We start from the raw sequence: 4,091 nt of genomic DNA, 5'->3' as shown, positions 1-4,091 counted from the left end.
GGCGGGAGTTCGCCGAGGTTTGCGTCTCTCCTCTCGCGGCCGCCCACCCGGACCCAGGCGCTCGAACCGGCCGACGCGGCCTGCAGCGAACCGGTCGTCACCGGCGCCTCGCCAGCGGTCGGCACGCACCCGGGTCCCCGTGCGTCGGTGGCCAGCGCCCGTAGCGGCCCTCACCGACCCACCGGCGTCGGCCAAGAGCCTGGCTGGACTCGATGCCCCACGGGCGATCCTGTGCAGGATCCGCTCCCGGCGACGCCATCTCTCAGCCCGGGACTGTCATGGGCCTTGTCCGCATCGACCTTCCACGGCGAGGGGCCCGCAATACTGGGTCCTTGGGCCCACTGTCCGCGGCTAACTGCCCGACTACGGCGGCACTGGTGCCACCCTGGCCATGCCCGACCGAAAGGGGTCGACATGCGTGACGCCAGCGCCTCCCTGAGGCGAGCGACGGCCCTGCTCGGGCTGCCGCCCCGGCCATACCGGGCGCCGCACCCCGCAGCCGCGGCTGCAGGCCCGAGCGCCGCATGCCCGCGCATCGAAGGCGCGGCGGTCACGGCCGAACCCACTCCATCCCGGCATGTTCCCCGGCACGAAGCCACACCGCTCAGACTCCGGCCCCTACCGCACCGCCCCCGCCCGGCTCCGGCCGAACGGGGGCGGTTTGTCGTCCTGTCAAATGGTCGGGCGGCGGCCGTGCTCGGCGCCCCGCTGGCCGGCGGTGAAGACGGCATCGGCGGTCTCCGCGGCTTGGCCGGTTACCTGGTCGCAGTGGGTGCTTCCAATGGCGATACCCGGGGAAATGCCGGGCGGGACGACTACGGCGCACGTGGCCGCCCGGACGAAGTCACACTCGGCCGGAATGCCGACGTCGATACTTTCGAGCCCGATCTGGTCGGCGGCGCCGGTTCGGCCTCGCGGGCTGGCCTCCGGCAAGGCGATGAGCGCTCCGCCAGCCCGGTAGGCGTAGCTGGAGCGCACGACCGGGGCGCCGGAGGCGGTTCCGAGCCAGGCTGCGACCCGTTGGTCGGTCCGGACGGCGGTCGACTCGCCGGCCCAGTGCCCGCGCATACCCTGCTCGGCCGGGGGCGCCTCGGTGGGCAGGCTCTGCCCGGTGACGCGCCGCCTACCGGCGAGGAGCGATCGCTCCTCGTGGGAGCTGACGTAGCGGCCGCGGCCGACCTGTGTGACGACGAGGCCGTCCTCGGCAGGCACAGCACAAGCGCGCTGGCTGGGGATGCCCGAGTAGTTGGGTTCGTCGCGGAACCCGGTCGGGGGCAGCATGCGGGCGCCCGATGCCGACTCGCAGGCCCGGATCCGCTGGCGCAGCCAATCGGCCGCGCGGAGATAGGAATCGGAGGCACGCGATGACCGTCCCCCCGTCCGGCGAGAGCCTGACCGAGGACCAACTGCACGGCCGAGCCTGCCACCGCGGCCCGACTGGCTGCCAGGGCCCCCTCCACCCGGACGGCCACGTCTACACCGAACCGGCCGAGCCCGGCGCCCTGCTCGGCTGGCCCGTCGTCGCCTGCGAACGACACAGGGAAACCTCATGACCGTGCAACAGCACCTGACGCGCCCGGACCCGCGCCACGTGCCGGAGGGCGCCTGGCCGCCACACCGGGCGGAGACCGACCTGATCGTGAACCTCGACCTTCGGCTCGGCGGTCGGTACGTTACCGCGGAGTGCCAGCTCGGCGCCCACCATGCCTGCCCCGGCGGCTTCCGCACCGAGACGCAGTTGCTGGTGGAGGAAATGCTGTGCCAGTGCACCGCGGACGGATGCGCCTGCAATCCGACGACGGCCAGCCTGTGAGCGACGGCCGCCTGCGTCTCGGGGTCGGTCACGGTGGTGTGAGCCGTGACGGGGGTGGCCCCTCGAAGGGGGGCCACCCGGGTGGTATCGCAGCTGCAGGCTTTCGCCTGTTGTGCTCGGTCCTCGAGGTAGCCGGCATGTCGACGGGCGGCCCGACTCATGATGTCGACGGGCCACTCTGTGAGTCACCCGGTGCCGCACTGGGTCTGGATGCGGTTGCCTCGTGTCACGAGTAAAAGCAATGCGGGGCGGCATCACCTGGCGGGCGATGCCCCCGGACTTCCCCGCGTGGGACCCCCTCGGCCGACTCAACCGAGGTCGGCTCGGCGGCCGGCCACCCGGCTTCGACCGGCGGATCTACCGGCTCCGCAATGTCGTCGAACGATGCTTCAACCGCCTCAAGCAATGGCGCGGCCTGGCCACCCGCTACGACAAGACCCGCGAGTCCTACCAGGCCGCCGTCACCATCGCCTCGATCCTGCTCTGGATCTGATCTTTGAAGACGATCTCTAGTGCTGTGACCGCATTGGTTCACCGGGTGTGATCCGGCAGGATCGGGCGCATGTTCGATGAGAGGCTCAACGCGCTCTCGCAGATGATGGCCGAGCACATGGCCATGCCGTTCCCGCCTCGCTTCCGCGGCCTGGAGATCGAGGACGAGGACATGGTGATGCTCGATGCAGACGCCTACGGCTACGCCCAGGGCGTTCTCAACGGCCTGCTCGACCAGCAGCGCGCCAAGGGCTTGATCCGGCTGACGGCGGTGTTCGCAAGGGTGCTCCCGGAGATCGACGACGAGTACGCGACGAGGTATTACACGCACGTGCGCGACATGGTGGTGCTGGCCGCCGAAATCGGGAGTCTGCGCGGGAAGTAGCCCGCCAATCAGGAAGGTTCGCGGACCGAGTCGAGGCGGTTGGATGTGCGGTGACGTCCGTTCCGGCCGTTGGAGGTGTGGTGGCCGAGCCTGTCCGCGTGCGCAGGTTGACCGACCAGGAGGGGCAAAAGCTGCAGCAGATCGTGCGCCGGGGCGGTACCAGTTCGGTGCGGTTCCGGCGGGCGATGATGCTGCTGGCCTCGGCCGGCGGGAACCGGGTCCCGGTGATCGCCCAGCTGGTGCAGGCTGACGAGGACACCGTCCGGGATGTGATCCACCGGTTCAACGAGATCGGCCTGGCCTGCCTGGACCCTCGGTGGGCGGGAGGCCGTCCCCGCCTGCTCAGTCCTGACGACGAGGACTTCGTCGTCGCGACGGCCACCACCCGCCCGACCAAGCTCGGCCAGCCCTTCACCCGCTGGTCGATCCGCAAACTCGCCGCCTACCTGCGCCGCGTTCACGGCCGCGTGATCCGGATCGGCCGCGAGGCGTTACGTTGCCTGCTCGTCCGCCGCGGCGTCACTTTCCAGCGGACCAAGACCTGGAAGGAGTCGCCCGATCCCGAGCGCGACGCCAAGCTCGACCGCATCGAGCACGTCCTGGACCGCTTCCCCGACCGCGTCTTCGCGTTCGACGAGTTCGGGCCACTCGGCATCCGCCCCACCGGCGGCTCCGGCTGGGCTCCGGCCGGTCGCCCCGAGCGGCATCCCGCGACCTATCACCGCACTCACGGGGTGCGGTACTTCCACGGCTGCTACTCGGTCGGCGACGACACGCTCTGGGGCATGAACCGCCGCAAGAAGGGCGCCGGCAACACGCTGGCCGCGCTCAGGTCGATCCGCGCGGCCCGCCCGGACGGCGCCCCGATCTACGTCATCTTGGACAACCTCTCCGCCCACAAGGGCGAAAAGATCCGGCGCTGGGCGAAGAAGAACCGCGTCGAGCTGTGCTTCACCCCGACCTATGCGTCTTGGGCGAACCCCATCGAGGCCCACTTCGGGCCGTTGCGGCAGTTCACCATCGCGAACTCGAACCACCGCAACCACACCGCACAGACCCGAGCACTGCATGCCTACCTGCGCTGGCGCAACATCCACGCCCGCCACCCCGATGTCCTGGCCGCCCAACTTCGCGAACGCGCCCGCGTCCGCAGCGAGAAGGGCATCCGTTGGGGCGGACGCCCACTCCCCGCGGCAGCCTGACCAAACCGGCGAACCTATGCGGTCACGGCACTAGCGCTCTCCGGATCTCTCGAGGCGCCGTACTCACGGCCAGGCGCACTGCCGAGGCGGCCCTCCCCTATCGGCAGGGTCTGTCCATTGAACGGTGTAACTCGGGTGGGTTGAGTTAGCGGCGGCCGATGGAGAGTCGGCCGTCGAAGGCGATCTCGAAGGCGTTGAG

Annotated in this window: 5 protein-coding genes and 1 pseudogene; 5 read left to right on the top strand and 1 reads right to left on the bottom strand. The window is 70.4% G+C overall.

Annotated elements, in window-relative coordinates:
* Window positions 1–672 precede the first annotated feature (672 nt).
* Window positions 673–1,281, bottom strand: a complete 609-nt coding sequence (locus tag ACFV0G_RS36405; protein WP_380557169.1) for a hypothetical protein — start codon at window positions 1,279–1,281, stop codon at window positions 673–675.
* A gap of 83 nt (window positions 1,282–1,364) precedes the next feature.
* Here ACFV0G_RS36405 and ACFV0G_RS36400 point away from each other — a divergent pair, with 83 nt between their 5' ends.
* The 5 genes and pseudogenes from ACFV0G_RS36400 to ACFV0G_RS36380 all read left to right on the top strand — a co-directional run bounded on the left by ACFV0G_RS36400 (window position 1,365) and on the right by ACFV0G_RS36380 (window position 3,892).
* Complete coding sequence (locus tag ACFV0G_RS36400; protein ID WP_380557167.1) at window positions 1,365–1,553, top strand: hypothetical protein; 189 nt, start codon at window positions 1,365–1,367, stop codon at window positions 1,551–1,553.
* The gene (locus tag ACFV0G_RS36395) at window positions 1,550–1,813 is read left to right on the top strand and encodes a hypothetical protein (RefSeq protein WP_380557165.1); all 264 of its coding nucleotides are present in this window, start codon (window positions 1,550–1,552) and stop codon (window positions 1,811–1,813) included. Before ACFV0G_RS36400 ends, ACFV0G_RS36395 begins: the two co-directional genes overlap by 4 nt.
* Window positions 1,814–2,159: 346 nt before the next feature.
* A pseudogene (locus ACFV0G_RS36390) lies at window positions 2,160–2,306 on the top strand (transposase); the annotation flags it as partial.
* Between the two features lie 69 nt (window positions 2,307–2,375).
* Entirely contained in the window at window positions 2,376–2,690 is a 315-nt protein-coding gene (locus ACFV0G_RS36385; RefSeq protein ID WP_380557163.1) for a hypothetical protein, read from the top strand.
* Between the two features lie 80 nt (window positions 2,691–2,770).
* A complete protein-coding gene (locus ACFV0G_RS36380) occupies window positions 2,771–3,892 on the top strand; it encodes an IS630 family transposase (RefSeq protein WP_380557161.1) in 1,122 nt (373 codons plus the stop codon).
* Window positions 3,893–4,091 lie beyond the last annotated feature (199 nt).

Source organism: Kitasatospora sp. NPDC059571 (genome assembly GCF_042735675.1).
Classification (GTDB): domain Bacteria; phylum Actinomycetota; class Actinomycetes; order Streptomycetales; family Streptomycetaceae; genus Kitasatospora.
This window is presented reverse-complemented; position numbering and strand designations above follow the sequence as displayed.